Annotated in this window: 12 protein-coding genes; 5 read left to right on the forward strand and 7 right to left on the reverse strand. The window is 63.7% G+C overall.

The features are described 5' to 3' along the window. The first annotated feature begins 37 nt into the window (after positions 1 to 37). Positions 38 to 3,487, forward strand: coding sequence for an indolepyruvate ferredoxin oxidoreductase family protein (locus C7G41_RS01275; RefSeq protein WP_106940884.1), 3,450 nt, complete (start codon positions 38 to 40; stop codon positions 3,485 to 3,487). Positions 3,488 to 3,562: 75 nt separating this feature from the next. Then, positions 3,563 to 4,987 carry an indoleacetamide hydrolase gene (iaaH, locus tag C7G41_RS01280; protein WP_106940885.1) on the forward strand — a complete coding sequence of 475 codons (1,425 nt, stop codon included), beginning with the start codon at positions 3,563 to 3,565 and terminating at the stop codon, positions 4,985 to 4,987. On the opposite strand, the gene C7G41_RS01285 is transcribed toward iaaH, so the two are convergent. Then, on the reverse strand, positions 4,982 to 5,893 hold the full coding sequence (locus C7G41_RS01285) for a LysR family transcriptional regulator (RefSeq protein WP_106940886.1): 912 nt from the start codon (positions 5,891 to 5,893) through the stop codon (positions 4,982 to 4,984). The genes iaaH and C7G41_RS01285 overlap by 6 nt on opposite strands. A 272-nt stretch (positions 5,894 to 6,165) precedes the next feature. Between C7G41_RS01285 and C7G41_RS01290 the strand changes: the two genes are divergently transcribed. The 3 genes from C7G41_RS01290 to C7G41_RS01300 all read left to right on the forward strand — a co-directional run bounded on the left by C7G41_RS01290 (position 6,166) and on the right by C7G41_RS01300 (position 9,570). Beyond that, on the forward strand, positions 6,166 to 7,347 hold the full coding sequence (locus C7G41_RS01290) for an HlyD family secretion protein (protein ID WP_106940887.1): 1,182 nt from the start codon (positions 6,166 to 6,168) through the stop codon (positions 7,345 to 7,347). A gap of 115 nt (positions 7,348 to 7,462) precedes the next feature. Next, a complete protein-coding gene (locus C7G41_RS01295) occupies positions 7,463 to 9,079 on the forward strand; it encodes an MDR family MFS transporter (RefSeq protein WP_106941448.1) in 1,617 nt (538 codons plus the stop codon). A 29-nt stretch (positions 9,080 to 9,108) separates the two neighbouring features. Continuing rightward, positions 9,109 to 9,570, forward strand: coding sequence for a carboxymuconolactone decarboxylase family protein (locus C7G41_RS01300; protein ID WP_106940888.1), 462 nt, complete (start codon positions 9,109 to 9,111; stop codon positions 9,568 to 9,570). A gap of 126 nt (positions 9,571 to 9,696) precedes the next feature. On the opposite strand, the gene C7G41_RS01305 is transcribed toward C7G41_RS01300, so the two are convergent. From C7G41_RS01305 to C7G41_RS01330, 6 genes are all read right to left on the reverse strand, one after another. Next, positions 9,697 to 10,557, reverse strand: coding sequence for a D-amino-acid transaminase (locus C7G41_RS01305; RefSeq protein ID WP_106940889.1), 861 nt, complete (start codon positions 10,555 to 10,557; stop codon positions 9,697 to 9,699). A 201-nt stretch (positions 10,558 to 10,758) separates the two neighbouring features. Then, positions 10,759 to 11,490, reverse strand: a complete 732-nt coding sequence (locus C7G41_RS01310; RefSeq protein ID WP_106940890.1) for an amino acid ABC transporter ATP-binding protein — start codon at positions 11,488 to 11,490, stop codon at positions 10,759 to 10,761. Between the two features lie 8 nt (positions 11,491 to 11,498). After that, complete coding sequence (locus tag C7G41_RS01315) at positions 11,499 to 12,191, reverse strand: amino acid ABC transporter permease (RefSeq protein ID WP_106940891.1); 693 nt, start codon at positions 12,189 to 12,191, stop codon at positions 11,499 to 11,501. Positions 12,192 to 12,195: 4 nt separating this feature from the next. After that, positions 12,196 to 12,927, reverse strand: a complete 732-nt coding sequence (locus tag C7G41_RS01320) for an amino acid ABC transporter permease (protein WP_106940892.1) — start codon at positions 12,925 to 12,927, stop codon at positions 12,196 to 12,198. Between the two features lie 128 nt (positions 12,928 to 13,055). Further along, positions 13,056 to 13,967 (reverse strand): amino acid ABC transporter substrate-binding protein, encoded by a 912-nt coding sequence (locus C7G41_RS01325; protein ID WP_106941449.1) that lies wholly within the window; start codon positions 13,965 to 13,967, stop codon positions 13,056 to 13,058. A gap of 91 nt (positions 13,968 to 14,058) precedes the next feature. After that, the gene (locus tag C7G41_RS01330; protein WP_106940893.1) at positions 14,059 to 15,456 is read right to left on the reverse strand and encodes a M20 family metallopeptidase; all 1,398 of its coding nucleotides are present in this window, start codon (positions 15,454 to 15,456) and stop codon (positions 14,059 to 14,061) included. Between the last annotated feature and the right edge of the window lie 199 nt (positions 15,457 to 15,655).

Below are 15,655 nucleotides of genomic sequence, written 5' to 3' on the forward strand. Positions count from 1 at the left end.
CTTCTCCTATCCGGTAAGGATGCCGCGGGAGGTCCGCATGGACGCCATTTCGTCACTCGACGCCTATGAGCTTTCCGACCGCTACGATCGCGAACGGGGCCGCGTCTTCCTCACGGGCACGCAGGCCATCGTCCGCATCGCGCTCGACCAGGTGCGGCGCGACCGTGCCGCGGGGCTGAACACGGCGGGCTTCATCTCGGGCTATCGCGGCTCGCCGCTCGGCGGCGTCGATCTCGAACTGTGGCGCATCCAGGAACGGCTGAAGCAGGACCGCATCGAATTCCTCCCCGCGGTGAACGAAGACCTTGCCGCGACTGCCGTGTTCGGCTCGCAGCAGGTCGAGACGCAGGCCGACCGCGAGGTCGATGGCGTGTTCGGACTCTGGTACGGCAAGGGGCCCGGCGTCGATCGCTCCGGCGATGCGTTGAAACACGGCAACGCCTACGGCTCCTCGCCGCATGGTGGTGTGCTGGTGGTCGCCGGCGACGACCATGGCTGCGTCTCGTCCTCGATGCCGCACCAGTCCGACGTCGCTTTCATGAGCTGGTTCATGCCGACGCTCCACCCCTCAAGCGTCGGCGAGTACCTCGAATTCGGTGAGTATGGCTACGCTCTGAGCCGCTTCACCGGCATGTGGGTCGGCTTCAAGGCGATCTCGGAGATAGTTGAATCCGGCGCCTCCGTCGCGCTGCGCCCGCCGCGCGCCTTCCACACGCCGGACTTCACGCCGCCGCTAGGCGGCCTGCACTATCGCTGGCCGGATCTGCCGGGGCCGCAGATCGAGGAGCGGCTGGAGGCGAAGAAGCATGCGGTCTACGCCTTCGCAAAGGCCAATCCGATCGATCGTCACATCTACGACATCCCCGACGCCACCTACGGCATCGTCACCACGGGCAAGGCGCATCTCGATCTGATGGAAGCGTTGCGGCTGATGGATCTCGACGAAGCGGCCTGCCGCAGCATCGGCATCGACATCTACAAGGTCGGCATGGTCTGGCCGCTGGCGCTCCATGACGCGATGGATTTCGTGAAGGGCAAGCGCGAGATCCTGGTGGTCGAGGAGAAGCGCGGCATCATCGAGAGCCAGTTCAAGGAATATTTTTACGACTATCCCGGTAGCAAGCCCGAGCGCATGGTCGGCAAGCATGACGAAACCGGCGCGCGACTGATTTCCTGGATCGGCGAATTGTCGCCACGCGCGCTGGCGTCCGTGCTGGCGCGACGGCTCGATCCGATGTTTCCGGGCCTCAATCTCGCCGCGCGTGCAGCCTCGCTGCTGCCGGACGCCGAGCGGACCGTCAACGTCTCTGGTGCGACGCGCACGCCCTATTTCTGCTCCGGATGCCCGCACAACACATCGACCAAAGTGCCGGAGGGGTCGAAGGCGCTCGCCGGCATCGGCTGTCATTTCATGGCGAGCTGGATGGACCGCGAGACATCGTCCCTGATCCAGATGGGCGGCGAAGGCGTCAACTGGGCCGCCTCGTCTCGCTTCACCGGCAACAAGCACGTTTTCCAGAATCTCGGCGAAGGGACCTATTATCATTCGGGCTCGATGGCGATCCGGCAGGCGATCGCGGCCAAAGCCAACATCACTTACAAGATCCTGTTCAACGATGCCGTCGCGATGACCGGCGGCCAACCCGTTGACGGCCCGATCAGCGTCCACGCCATCGCGCACAGCGTCCGCGCCGAGGGCGTTGCGCGCATCGCGCTGGTGTCGGACGATCCGGCGCAATTTGCGCCCGGCGACCTGCCCGTCGGCGTGTCCATCCATCCGCGCGAAGAGATGGACAGCGTGCAGCGCGAGCTGCGCGAAATTTCCGGCGTCTCGGTGCTGATCTATCAGCAGATCTGCGCGACGGAGAAGCGTCGTCGGCGCAAGCGCGAACAGATGGCCGACCCAAAACGCTTTGCCTACATCAACGATCTCGTCTGCGAAGGCTGCGGCGATTGCTCGGTCGAATCCAACTGCCTCAGCGTCGAGCCGAAGGAAACGCCGTTCGGCCGCAAGCGTCAGATCAACCTCTCGTCTTGCAACAAGGACTTTTCCTGCCTCAACGGCTTCTGCCCGAGCTTCGTCACCGTTGAAGGCGCGACGCGCCGGAAGAAGGGCGCAAGCCGGATCGACGCGGCCGGCCACGCCGCCACGCTTCCCCTGCCCGCACCCGCAACGCTCGACCGTCCCTATGATCTGCTCATCACCGGCGTCGGCGGCACCGGCGTGATCACGGTCGGCGCGCTGATCGGCATGGCGGCACATCTCGAACGACACGGTGTCTCGGTGCTGGATTTTACCGGCTTTGCGCAGAAATTCGGGCCGGTGCTGAGCTATATCCGGCTTGCGGCAACTCCCGAGTCGCTCCATCAGGTGCGTATCGACCAGGGTGCGACCGACGCGCTGATCGGCTGCGACCTCGTCGTCAGTTCCTCGCCAAAGGCGTCCGGCACCTATCGAAAAGGCACGCGCGCCGCCGTCAACACCGCGGAGATGCCGACCGGTGACGTCGTCCGTTTCCGCGACGCCGATCTCGCCTCGCCCGCCCGCCTGCGCGCGATCGGCCGGGTGATCGGCGACGGCAATCTCGACACCATCAACGCCAACGCGTTGGCCGAGCGCCTGCTCGGCGATGCCGTCTATGCCAACATCGTCATGCTGGGTTTTGCCTGGCAGCGCGGGCTGCTGCCGGTTTCACTGCCGGCGCTGTTGCGCGCGATCGAGCTCAACGGTGTCGCGGTCGAAAGCAACAAGCAGGCTTTCGCCTGGGGCCGGATTGCAGCGGCCGATCCCGACTTCTTGCCGAAGATGGACGGAGCGCCGAAGGCCGAGACGCTCGACCAGCTGATCGACCGCCGCGCCGACTTCCTCACGGCCTATCAGAACGATGCCTATGCAGCGCGCTATCGAGAGCTCGTTACAAATGTTCGCCATGCGGAAGCCGACTCGAAGAGCGAGGCCTTGACTGAGGCAGTCGCGCGAGCCCTGTTCAAGCTGATGGCCTACAAGGACGAATACGAGGTGGCGCGGCTGCACATGCAGGGTGGGTTCCTCGACGAATTGAAAGGCGAGTTCGAAGGCAACTTCAGCATCCAATATCACCTCGCCCCGCCGTTCCTGCCGTCAAGGCGCGACGCCCGCGGACGTCCGCGCAAGCGCGCCTTCGGGCAGTGGATCCAGATGCCGCTTGCCCTGCTGGCGCGATTGAAGGGATTGCGCGGGACGCCGTTCGACCCGTTCGGCTACACGGCGGAACGGCGCGCCGAGCGGGAACTGATCACTTGGTACGATGGCATCATCAAACGGCTGCTCGGCGGGCTCGACGCGGCGCATCTGCCAAGTCTCGTCGCCATTGCAAAAGCGCCGATGGATATCCGCGGCTACGGGCCGGTCAAGGACGCCGCGATCGGGAAGGTGAAGGCCGAGGTCGAACGGCTGTTCGCCGAGCTCGACGCGCCATCACCTGCAAGGATGCGCGCCCACGGTTGACGGAGCGCCGACGAGGCTTCAGCCTCTGGAGCTGAGGGGCCCCCTGATGGCGCTCCTGCAATCGGGTGACGCATCATGGATTTCGACCAGTTGACCCTGACCCAGGCCGCGGCCGACCTCCGCGCCGGAAAAATCACGAGCACCGCGCTCACGACGCAAGCTCTCGTCCGCGCCAACGCCAACGCCGATCTGAATGCCTTCGTCACCCTGGACGAGGCCGGCGCCCTGAAGGCTGCGGCAGCATTCGACGCGAACGACGACAAGGACAAGCCGCTCGGCGGCGTTCCTATCGTGATTAAGGACAATATCGAGGTCGCGGGGCTCCCCTGCAGCGCAGGAACGCCAGCGCTGAAGCATTACGTTCCCGAGGCCGACGCGCCGGTGGTAGCAAGGCTGCGCGCGGCGGGCGCGGTCATCATCGGCAAAACCAGCATGCACGAGCTCGCCTTCGGCATCTCCGGCTACAACACCGCGTTCAAGACCGGCGCGGAGTTCGGCGTGCGCAACGCCTATGACCGCGCCCTGATCGCCGGCGGATCCTCCTCCGGAACGGGCGCCGCGATCGGCGCACGGATCGTCGCGGGCGGGCTCGGCACCGACACTGGCGGATCGGTCAGGGTGCCGGCTGCGCTGAACGGATGCGCGTCGCTGCGCCCGACGGTCGGACGCTATCCGCAAACCGGCATCGCGCCAATCTCGCACACCCGCGACACCGCGGGCCCGATGGCCGCGACCTTGGCGGATGTCGAACTGCTCGACCGCGTCATTGCAGGGGGCGAAGCCGTTCAGCCGGCTGATCTGAAGCAGATGCGAATTGGTATCGTGCGGTCGATGCTGATCAATCTCGATACCGACACCGAGACCGCCTTCCAGGCGGCGGTCGCGAAACTGAAGGCGCAGGGCGTCACGGTGGTCGAGATCGAAATGCCGCAATTGGCCGAACTCAACGGCCAGGTCGGCTTTCCCGTCGCGCTGTACGAGGCCTATGACGACATGGTGGCCTATCTCGCTCACACCGGCACCGGCATCACCATCGAAGCACTGGCGCGGGAGATCGCGAGCCCCGACGTCAAGGGCACCTATGACGGCCTCGTGATCCCGCGCAAGCTGCCTGGTCCCGACAATACGCTGGTCGATGCCGAGCCGATCTATGACGCTGCCATCACAAGCGCGCGTCCCGCCCTGCAGGCGCTCTACGGCAGGACCTTTGCGGACAACCGGCTCGACGCCATCGCCTTTCCGACCACGCCGCGTGTGGCGATTGCTTCCAATCCCGACTCCAGCAGCCTCGAAAATTTCGGCCTGTTCATCCAGAACACCGATCCCGGCAGCAATGCCGGAATTCCCGGAATCCAGATCCCGATTGCGCTCGGCGCGGTCAGCAAACTTCCGATCGGGCTTGAGCTGGATGGCCCCGCGGGCAGCGATCGCCGCCTGCTTGCGGTCGGGATGGCGCTTGAAAAAGTGTTCGGGCGGCTGCCGGCGCCACCCCGATCATGAATAGGGATTGATCAGCTTCTGCTGCTCGGCGCTGTGATGCACGAGCATGTCGATGAAGGTCCTGACCTTCGCCGACAGATGATGCCGGTGCGGATAGACCGCGTTCATCGACATCTCGACGGGACGATATTCGGGCAGAAGGCGAACGAGGTGACCGCCTTCGAGATCGTCCTGGACGAGAAAGCCCGCCATCAGGCAGACGGCAGCGCCTTCCAGCGCCACCTTCCGCAGGGCCTCACCGCTGTTGGTGATGAAGCTGCCGGAGATGCGCACCGATGCCGGCATACCCTTGCGGTCGAAGAAGCGCCAGTCGTCGCCGAACGGATAATTCAAGTGACGGGCGCAATTGTGCGCGGTGAGCTCATCGAGCTTCTGCACGCGACCGTGCCTATCGAGATAGTCGTGCGAGCAGCACAGCACGTGGCGCCAGGTGGCGAGGCTGCGGACGATCAGGCTCGAATCCGGCGGCGCGGTCATGCGCAAAGCGACGTCATAGCCTTCTTCGATGAGGTCGATGTCGGCCTCGCCCATGCGCAGATCGATCTTGAGCTCCGGATAGATTGACAGGAGCTTCGCGACCACGGGCGCAACGAACGGCACCATGTGCGTGGCAACGTGGATCCGTAGCGTGCCGCGGGGCACCGACTGCAATTCGCTCGCGATATCGTCGGCCTGTTCGATATCGGCGAGTATCTGGATGCAACGGTCGTAATAGGCCCTGCCGATCTCGGTGAGGTTGACCTTGCGCGTGGTGCGCTGAAGCAGCCTTACCCCGAGCCGGTCTTCCAGCGCCTGAACGTGATTGCTCACCATGGTGGTCGACATGTTGAGCTTGCGGGCTGCTGCAGAGAAGCCGCCGGTTTCCACCACCCGGCTGAAGACTTCGAGGCTGGTCAATCGGTCCATGCCGACTGATTATCCGCTCTTGATCGATAATCGCAAGGAATTCTCTCGGATTATCCATCAGATCATCTCGTGTGCGGCACGGCGCGTTAGCCGCAATCCCTCGACAGACCCGGCAATCGCTCTGGGGCAGTCGCCCTTCCGGCTCGGTAGACCATACGCGCCAAGGCGAGATCCGGACTATCCACTCTCAGCGGATAATCCTTCCGGAATTTTGCCAATTATCGATCGAACGAGGAAGACCGATAGTCTCAGCCAGCCGACAGGAGACTGCCATGTCCGAGATGCCCCGCACCGAAAATTTCCAGCAAGCGACTGAAATAACTCAAGCTTCCCCCACGGCACCGGTGCGTGGCCCGGCCAGGAATATCGTCCGGAGGGCGGCGTTGGTGCTTGCGCTCCTCGCGAGCACGGCAACGATTGTCTATTGGGGACACGACTACTGGGTCAACGGCCGTTACCTCGAGACAACCGACGACGCCTATGTGAAGGCCGACTCCACGATCATCGCGCCAAAGGTCTCGGGCTACATCGCGAAGGTGCAGGTCAGTGACAACGAAAAGGTCAAGGCGGGACAGGTGCTGGCGAAGATCGACGACCGCGACTTCAAGGCGGCGCTCGACCAGGCCCGCGCCGATGTCGCTGCAGCGGAAGCGTCGGTGCGCAACCTCGACGCCCAGCTCGCACTCCAGCAGCCGATCATCGAGCAGAGCACTGCCGATGTCACCGCTGCGGACGCGAATCTGAAATTTGCGCAGGAGGAGCGCGCGCGCTACGACGACTTGATGAAGTCGGGCTCCGGCACGATTCAACGCGCGCAACAAACTGACGCTGCGTTGCGCGCCAGCAACGCGCAACTGCAACATGCCAAGTCGGGCCTCGTGGCCGCGCAACGCAAGGTCGACGTGCTCAGTACCCAGCGCGCGCAGGCCACAGCCCAGCTCGAACACGCGCGCGCGGTCGCGGAGCAGGCGACGCTGAATCTCTCCTACACCGAGATTACCGCGCCGGTCGACGGCACGGTCGGCGCCCGCTCGCTGCGCGTGGGACAGTTCGTGCAGGCCGGCACGCAATTGATGGCGGTGGTGCCACTCGATGCGGTCTATGTCGTGGCGAATTTCAAGGAAACGCAGCTCACCCATGTCCGTGCCGGTCAGCCGGTCGAGCTGCACGTCGACGGTTTCCGCAACCAGACCCTGCGCGGCCATGTCGACAGCCTGTCGCCGGCGAGCGGCCTCGAATTCGCACTGCTGCCGCCCGACAACGCCACCGGCAATTTCACCAAGATCGTGCAGCGCGTGCCGGTGAAGATTGTGCTCGACGACCACCGCCTGACCGGGCTGCTGCGCCCCGGCATGTCGGCGGAGCCGACAGTCGACACCAAGGCGACCGTGCTGGCCGAGCGCGAAACGGCCAAGCGCCTCGCCGACAATGCGACGCGACCCCACGGAGGCTAAAGGCCAGCTCCGGCAGCATCATCAAGTCCTGCCGGACGATCTTTCCCACGCTTCCTCGATGATCGAAACCATCCGCCCGATGCATCCTGTCTCCGTATCCGAGACGAGGCCCTTCATGAGCACGCTCCGACCCGCCCTGAACGCCGCTTCGGTCACCAGCATGCCTGCTCCGGCCGCACCCGCCGCGCCCGCGGTTTCGACCAAGACCTGGATTGCCGTGATCGGCGCGACGCTCGGTGCCTTCATGGCGGTGCTGAACATCCAGATCGTCAATGCCTCGCTCGCCGACATCCAGGGCGCGATCGGCGCCGGCATCGACGACGGCGGCTGGATCTCGACCTCCTATCTGATCGCGGAGATCGTGGTGATCCCGCTCTCGGGCTGGCTGGCGCAGGTGTTCTCGATCCGCATCTATCTCCTCACCAACGCGGTCCTGTTCCTGGTCCTGTCGGCCGCCTGTGCGTTGGCGCAGGACCTGCCGCAGATGATCGTGCTGCGGGCGGTGCAGGGTTTTACCGGCGGCGTGCTGATCCCGATGGCGTTCACGCTCATCATCACATTGCTGCCGCGCGGAAAGCAGCCGGTCGGCCTGGCGCTGTTCGCGCTGTCCGCGACGTTCGCGCCCGCGATCGGCCCGACCATCGGCGGCTATCTCACCGAGAATTTTGGCTGGCAATACATCTTCTACGTCAACGTCGTCCCAGGCGGGATCATGGTCGGCATGCTCTGGTACGCGCTCGATGCAAAGCCGATGAGGCTTGCGCTGCTGCGCGACGGTGACTGGGCCGGCATCATCACCATGGCGATCGGACTGTCGGCGCTGCAGACCGTGCTGGAGGAAGGCAACAAGGACGACTGGTTCGGCTCGCCCTTCATCGTCAAGCTGTCTGTCATCGCGGCCGTGGCGCTGACCGCCTTCCTGATCATCGAGCTCACCGTGAAGAAGCCGCTCCTGAACCTGCGTCTGCTGGTCCGCCGCAATTTCGGCTTCGGCATGCTCGCGAACTTCCTGCTGGGAATCGCGCTCTACGGCTCGGTGTTCATCCTGCCGCAATATCTGGCCCGCATCCAAGGCTACAACGCCGAGCAGATCGGCATGGTGCTGGCCTGGACCGGCCTGCCGCAGCTCCTGCTGATCCCGCTGGTGCCGCGGCTGATGCAGAAGCTCGATGCGCGGCTCATCATCGGCGTCGGCTTCGTCCTGTTCGCGGCCTCCAACTTCATGAACATCTATATGACCGGCAACTATGCCGCCGATCAACTGCTCTGGCCCAATGTGGTTCGTGCGATCGGCCAGGCGCTGGTGATGGCGCCGCTGTCTGCGGTGGCGACCTCAGGCATCGAGCCGGAGAACGCGGGCTCGGCCTCCGGCCTGTTCAACATGATGCGCAATCTTGGTGGCGCCGTCGGCATCGCGCTGCTGCAGACCCTGCTGACCAAGCGCGAGCAGTATCACTCCAACGTGCTGATGCAGTCGGTCTCGCTGTTCGAGCAGGCGACGCGGACGCGGCTGGAACAGCTCACCCAATACTTCGTCAATCACGGCATTCTCGACCCTGCGGACGCGTCGCATCGCGCCTATGTTGCGATCGGCCATATCGTGCAGAAGCAGGCCTATATCCTCGCCTTCAGCGACACCTTCTATCTGCTCGGCGTGGCACTGATCGTCGCGCTGATCGCCACCCTCTTCCTGAAGAAGGCCGGCCATGCCTCGGCTGGCGGCGCCCACTGACATCAACCCAGCAAGCAAGGAGAACGACCATGAAACCCCGCATGAATTTCTACCAGGCCGCACCCGACACGATGAAGGCGCTGATGGCGCTGGAAGAGCAGATCCAGTCGACGGGCCTTGAGAAATCGCTGATCGAGCTCGTCAAGATCCGCGCGTCGCAGATCAACGGCTGTGCTTTCTGCATCAACATGCACACCGAGGACGCCCGCAAGCGCGGCGAGACCGAGCAGCGCATCTATCTGCTCAACGCCTGGCGCGAATCCCCGCTCTACACCGACCGCGAGCGCGCCGCGCTGGCCTGGACCGAATCAGTGACGCTGATCTCCGAGACGCACGCGCCTGATGACGTCTACGAGCAGGTCCGCGCGCAATTCTCCGATGCGGAGACGGTGAACCTGACCATGCTGATCGGCGCCATCAATGCCTGGAACCGGCTCGCGATCGCGTTCCGTGCGGTTCACCCGGTGAAGGTGAAGGCGTCGGTGGCCTAAGACATTCTCAACTGTCATGCCCCGCGAAGGCGGGGCATCCAGTACGCCGCGGCTTCTCGGTTCAATCACTGGCGTCGCGGCGTACTAGATCGCCCGCCTTCGCGGGCGATGACACCGAGTGTATGGCTAAACCGCCGTCGCCTTGGCGAACTCCACGTAGATCTCGCGCAGCCGCGCCGCCATCGGGCCCGGCTTGCCATCGCCGACCTTGTTGCCGTCGATCGCAACCACCGGCTGGACGAACAGCGACGCGGACGTCGCAAAGGCTTCCTTGGCGGCGAGCGCCTCGGCGACCGTGAACGAGCGCTCCTCGATGCGGAGCTGACGCTCCTCCGCCAGCGCCACCACCGCCTTGCGGGTGCAGCCCGGCAGGATCGCGTTGGAGTTCTTGCGGGTCACGATGACGTCGTCCTTGGTGAGAATGAACGCCGAAGACGAGCCGCCTTCGGTGACGTAGCCGTCTTCCAGCATCCAGGCTTCGCCGGCACCGGCTTCGGCCGCGGCCTGCTTGGCCAGCACTTGCGCGAGGAGTGCCACGCTCTTGATGTCGCGCCGCTCCCAGCGGATGTCGGGCACGGTGATCACGTTGATGCCGGTCTTGGCCGAGGCGGCGTTGATGATGTCCTTCTCCGACGTGAACATTACCAGGCTCGACTTGACGTCGCCCTTGGGGAAGGCGAAGTCGCGGCCCTTGTCGGCGCCGCGGGTGACCTGGAGATAGACGAGACCGCTCTCGACCTTGTTGCGCGCGATCAGCTCCTTTTGGAGCTCGGTGATGCGCTCGACCGTCTCGGGCAGCTTCAGCTGGATCTCGCCGACCGAGCGCTCCAGCCGCGTCAGATGCGAGGCATTGTCGACCAGCTTGCCGTCGAGCACGGCGGAGACCTCATAGATGCCGTCGGCAAACAGGAAGCCGCGATCGAGGACCGAAATTTTGGCGTCCGAGAGCGGGACGAATGAGCCGTTGACATAGGCGATCGGATCCAAGGCAGGTCTCCTGGCGGGAAGAGAGATTTGGTGCGGTTATAGGGGATTTGGTGGCGCCCTGAAACCCTCAACCATCATTCCGGGGCGGCGCGAAGCGGCGAACTATGATGCGCAATTGCGCATCAGCGAATCCATTTCACCTCATATCGCCCGATGACTTCCGGGCCTGCGCCTTCGGCGCATCCCGGAGTGACGAGAGAATTAATGCGACAGGATCTTCGACAGGAATTTCTGCGCGCGGTCGCTGCGGGGCTTGCCGAAGAAATCGTCCTTCGGGGCGTCCTCGACGATCTCGCCGCGGTCCATAAAGATGACGCGGTTGGCGACCTTGCGGGCAAAGCCCATCTCGTGGGTGACGACCATCATGGTCATGCCCTCATGGGCGAGGTCCACCATGACGTCGAGCACCTCGCTCACCATCTCGGGGTCGAGCGCCGAGGTCGGCTCGTCGAACAGCATGACAATGGGATCCATCGCGAGCGCGCGAGCGATCGCCACCCGCTGCTGCTGGCCGCCGGACAGGTTCGCGGGAAACTTTTGCGCCTGTTCCTTCAGGCCGACGCGCTCCAGCAGCTGCATGCCTTTCGCCATCGCCTTGTCGCGCGACCGGTCGAGTACCTTCTGCTGTGCGAGGCAGAGATTATCGATGATCTTCAGATGCGGAAACAGCTCGAAGTGCTGAAACACCATGCCGACCCGCGAACGCAGCTTGGGCAGATTGGTCTTGGGATCGTTGACCTTGGTGCCATCGACGCTGATGTCACCTTTCTGGAACGGCTCCAGCGCGTTAACGCATTTGATCAGCGTCGACTTGCCCGATCCCGACGGACCGCAGACCACGACCACCTCGCCCTTGGTGACACTGGTGGTGCAGTCGGTCAGCACCTGGAAGCTCGGGCTGTACCATTTGTCGACGTGGCTGATCTCGATCATGACAAACTCTATCGAATGATGGCGATGCGCGCCTGCAGGCGACGAACGCCGAAGGACGCGACACAGGAGATGGTGAAGTAGACGATCGCCGCGAACAGATACATTTCGACCAGACGGCCGTCGCGCTGCGCGACCTTGCTGGCCGCACCGAGGAAATCGGTGATCGACAGCACGTAGACCAGTGAGGTGTCCTGGAACAGCACGATGGTCTGCGTGATCAGGACCGGCAGCATGTTGCGGAAGGCCTGCGGCAGCACGACGTAGCGCATGGTCTGGGCGTAGGTCAGGCCGAGCGCGTTGGCTGCGGCCGGCTGGCCGCGCGAGATCGACTGGATGCCGGCACGCATGATCTCGGAGAAATACGCGGCCTCGAACATGATGAAGGTGATGAGCGAGGACGCAAACGCGCCGACGCTGATCGGGCGCGACGCGCCGGTCACCCATTGCCCGATATAGGGCACCAGGAAGTAGAACCAAAAGATCACCAGCACCAGCGGCAGCGAGCGCATGAAGTCGACATAGACGCCGGCGATGCGGCCCAGGATCTTCAAGCCCGAGAGCCGCATCAGCGCGATGGCCGTGCCGAAGATCAGGCCGCCGAGCGCGGAAAGTGCCGTCAACGTCACCGTGAACGTCATGCCTTCATAGAAAAGATAAGGCAGCGAGCGACGGATGACCTCGAAATCGAAATTGCTGAACATGGTGCTATTTCCCCGTGATATAGCCGGGGATCGCGACGTAGCGCTCGAGGAAGCGCATCGCGGTCACGACGACGGCGTTGACGAGGAGATAGAGAAGGGTCGCGGCGGTGAAGGCCTCGAACACCTGGAACGAGAATTCCTGCATGGAGCGCGCCTGTCCCGTCAGCTCAAGCAAACCGATGGTGATGGCCACAGCCGTGTTCTTGATGGTGTTGAGGAACTCGGACGTCAGCGGCGGCAGGATGATGCGGAACGCCATCGGCAGCAGGATGTAGCGATAAGCCTGCAAGGTCGTCAGGCCGAGCGCGGTCGCCGCCATCTTCTGGCCGCGCGGGAGCGATCCGATGCCGGCCTGCAACTGCACGGCGACGCGTGCCGACATGAAGAAGCCGATGCCGATCGCCGCCGTCCAGAACGGAGCATTGGGCAGCTGCTTCAGCCAGAGGCCGGCAGCTTTCGGCAGCAGTTCCGGCAGCACGAAGAACCACAGGAAGAGCTGCACCAGCAGCGGCATGTTGCGGAAGAATTCGACATAGGCAAAGCCGAACCAGTACGCCCGCTTCGACGGCAGCGTGCGCATCACGCCCACGAACGATCCGGTGATCAGCGCGATGATCCAGGCGAGCGCACCCGTCTTGAGGGTCAGCACCAGCCCCGACAACAGCATGTCGAGATAGGTGCCGGTCCCCATCGGGTTCGGCTCAAAGAAGATTCCCCAGTTCCAGTGGTAGTTCACGTGTCCCCCGCGCGAACGCGCCAGTCATGGATGTCCCGGCGCCTATGCAAATGTCCGGCCACTCTCCCTCCAGAATGGCCGGAATATGCTGCCTCTCCCCGCAAGCGGGGAGAGGCGAACAACTCAGCTTACTTGTAGTCGTCCGGGTTTGGCGAGTCCGAGGGTTTCGCGAACTCGTTCTTCAGCTCGGCCGAGATCGGGGTGTTGAGGTTCAGACCCTTCGGCGGGATCTTCTGGGTGAACCACTTCTCGTAGATCTTCTGGCCTTCGCCGGAGGTGTAGAGCGCGGCGGTCGCCGCATCGACCACCTTCTTGAACGGTGCGTCGTCCTTGCGCAGCATGATGCCGTAGGGCTCAGGCTTGGAGAACGCGTCCTTGGAGATGACGTAGTCGTCGGGCGACTTCGAGCCGGCAACGAGGCTCGCAAGCAGGATGTCGTCCATCACGAAGGCGACGGCGCGGTCGGTCTCAACCATCAGGAAGGATTCGGCGTGGTCCTTGGCCGGGATGATGTTGGCGCCGAGGCTTTTCGCAACGTTGGCTTCGGTGAGCTGCTTGATGTTGGTGGTGCCGGCGGTCGAGACCACGGTCTTGCCCTTGAGATCGTCGATCGACTTCAGGCCGCTCGACTTCTTGAAGACGTAGCGGCTGGCGGTCAGGTAATGGGTGTTGGTGAAGGCGACCTGCTTCTGGCGCTCGGCGTTGTTGGTGGTCGAGCCGCATTCGAGGTCGATGGTTCCGTTGGCCATCAGCGGAATACGCGTCGCCGAGGTCACCGGGTTGAGCTTGACCTCGAGCTTGTCGAGCTTGAGCTCCTTCTTCACGGCGTCGACGATCTTGTAGCAGATGTCCATCGCGAACCCGACGGGCTTCTGGTTGTCGTCGAGATAGGAGAACGGGATCGAGGAGTCGCGGAAGCCCAGCGTGATGGCGCCGGTGTCCTTGATGTTCTTCAGCGTGCCGGTGAGCTCCTGGGCCCCGGCCTGGCTGACAGCGAAGGTCGCGGCGAGCGCGAGGCCGATGCTACGGAAATGTTTCACTTTTTTGTCCCCTTTCAGGATGATGCCGGCGGGATGCAAGCACAAATTGGGTTGGAATAGAATGTGACTTTTGGCTGGATCGTGGCTCCGGTTAACGGCTCAGGCCAGCGAGCGGTTTCGGCAATTCCCCGAGATCCCAGAACAGCCCGGCCATCACCGTCAAGGCCTCTTCGGTCAATGGCAGCAGGATGTGCTCATTGGGCGCATGCTGGGAACAGCCGGGATAGGAGTGCGGCACCCAGATCGTCGGCAGGCCCAATATCTCGGAGAACACGTCGTTGGGCAACGAGCCGCCGAAATTCGGCAGCACCGCCGGCACCTTGCCGGTGGTCTGGCGCACCGAATCCGCCGCCCATGTAATCCAGGGGCTGTCGAAATCCGTGCGCGAGGCGGCAAAGCTCTGCGCCGCCCGCACCTCGACCATCGGAAACCCCTTTTGCGCCAGATGCGCGCGGATCGCCTCGATCAACCCATCGATCTCAGTGCCGACCACGAAACGCAGTTGCAGCACGGCATTGGCGTGGCCGGGAATGGCATTGGCCGGCTTCTCGATATTGCCCGACGACATCGCCAGCACTTCGAGCGTGTTCCAGGCATAGAGCCGCTCGGCTGCCGAAAGACCCTCCTCGCCCCAGTTCTCCGCCAACGCCGGCTCGTCCTCGGTCGGCACCACCTGCACGTCGGCAAGATAACTGCGGATCTGGTTGGTGAGCCGGGGCGGCTTCAGCGCATCCAGCTGAAGGCGGCCGTGGCCGTCGACCAGCGTCGAGATCGCGTTGACCAGGATGGTCGCGGGGTTGGCGAGCACGCCGCCCCAATTGCCGGAGTGATGGCCGCCGTCGCGAAGGTTCACATCGAGATGAATGCGGATGCCGCCACGGCAGCCGAGGAACAGGGTCGGACGGTCGGCGGACAGGCGCGGCCCGTCGGAGGCCATGAACAGATCGGCCTTGAGCGCATCGCGATTGAGATCGCAGACCTTGCCGAGATCCGGCGAGCCGATCTCCTCGCCCATCTCGACGATGAACTTGGCATTGAAGCCGAGCTTGCCGCCGCGGGCCTCGCGCACCGCGCGGAGTGCGGCCATGTTGATGCTGTGCTGGCCCTTGTTGTCGGCCGTGCCGCGACCGTAGAGACGCGTGCCCGAAACCGTGGTGCGCCAGGGATCGCGGCCGTCGCGCCACTCGCCTTCCATGCCGTCGACAACGTCGCCATGGCCGTAGATCAGCACGGTCGGCGCCGTCTCGCTCTCGTGGTGTTCGGCAAACAGGAACGGCGCCTTGCCGCTGGGAGATTCGATCATTCGGCTTTCGAAATCGAGCGCGGCGAAAGCGGGCACCATCTCCTGTTCCAGATAGGCGCGCAGCTCGACGCTCCGGTTCGGATTCTGGCTCTCGGTCCGGTAGGCAACGCGGCGATCGAGTTCAGCGAGGAACGCGCCGGATTTGAAATCGTCACGGGCGCGGGCGATGGCATCGGCTCTGGTCATTATTTTCTTTTTTAGGTTGCGAGACGAAGGAGCATACCCGATACGGGCAGGCCTCCGAAAGTGGCGGGGACTTCGATAGTCTTGGGATTTCGTTCTTGCTCTCTTGAGATTGGCTTGCCAAGCGCGGCAGCGCCGCTGATTTTGGCCTTGCCAACGTCGGGCTATATGCAAGAACTTCGCCAAGTTCGGGGCGCAGCAC

Origin of the sequence: Bradyrhizobium sp. MOS002 (assembly GCF_003020115.1) — a bacterium.
Lineage (GTDB): Bacteria > Pseudomonadota > Alphaproteobacteria > Rhizobiales > Xanthobacteraceae > Bradyrhizobium.

Coding starts and splice junctions, on each gene's coding strand:
- C7G41_RS01275 (WP_106940884.1), top strand. CDS start 38: ATGGACGCCATTTCGTCACTCGACGCCTATGAGCTTTCCGACCGCTAC.
- iaaH (WP_106940885.1), top strand. CDS start 3,563: ATGGATTTCGACCAGTTGACCCTGACCCAGGCCGCGGCCGACCTCCGC.
- C7G41_RS01285 (WP_106940886.1), bottom strand. CDS start 5,893: ATGGACCGATTGACCAGCCTCGAAGTCTTCAGCCGGGTGGTGGAAACC.
- C7G41_RS01290 (WP_106940887.1), top strand. CDS start 6,166: ATGTCCGAGATGCCCCGCACCGAAAATTTCCAGCAAGCGACTGAAATA.
- C7G41_RS01295 (WP_106941448.1), top strand. CDS start 7,463: ATGAGCACGCTCCGACCCGCCCTGAACGCCGCTTCGGTCACCAGCATG.
- C7G41_RS01300 (WP_106940888.1), top strand. CDS start 9,109: ATGAAACCCCGCATGAATTTCTACCAGGCCGCACCCGACACGATGAAG.
- C7G41_RS01310 (WP_106940890.1), bottom strand. CDS start 11,490: ATGATCGAGATCAGCCACGTCGACAAATGGTACAGCCCGAGCTTCCAG.
- C7G41_RS01315 (WP_106940891.1), bottom strand. CDS start 12,191: ATGTTCAGCAATTTCGATTTCGAGGTCATCCGTCGCTCGCTGCCTTAT.
- C7G41_RS01330 (WP_106940893.1), bottom strand. CDS start 15,456: ATGACCAGAGCCGATGCCATCGCCCGCGCCCGTGACGATTTCAAATCC.